The 268-nt window shown below is 67.5% G+C and carries 1 protein-coding gene; it reads left to right on the forward strand.

What is annotated here, in order from left to right:
• On the forward strand, nt 1-268 hold a 268-nt coding region (locus R0K30_RS22140; RefSeq protein WP_410613011.1), incomplete at both ends, for a tripartite tricarboxylate transporter substrate-binding protein.

Genomic DNA, 268 nt, shown 5'->3' on the forward strand with positions numbered 1-268 from the left:
GGATCCATTCCCCCGGTGCTGCCCTACGTGAAGAGCGGCAAGGTCAAATGCCTCCAATTGACCTCGGCCGACAAAGTGGCGGCGCTGCCGCAAGCCACCAGCCTGAACGAACTGGGCCTGGGCGAGGAACAGACGCTGCTGTGGCGCGGCATTCTGGCGCCCAGGAATACGCCGCCCGAGCGCGTGCGGGCGCTGGAGCGGGCATTCACCGCCGCGGCGCAATCCGCGGCGACGCGCAGTTTTGTCGAGGATGCGGGCGAACAGATCG

This window comes from Bacillus sp. SIMBA_154, assembly GCF_046536015.1.
Lineage (GTDB): Bacteria > Bacillota > Bacilli > Bacillales > Bacillaceae > Bacillus > Bacillus pumilus_P.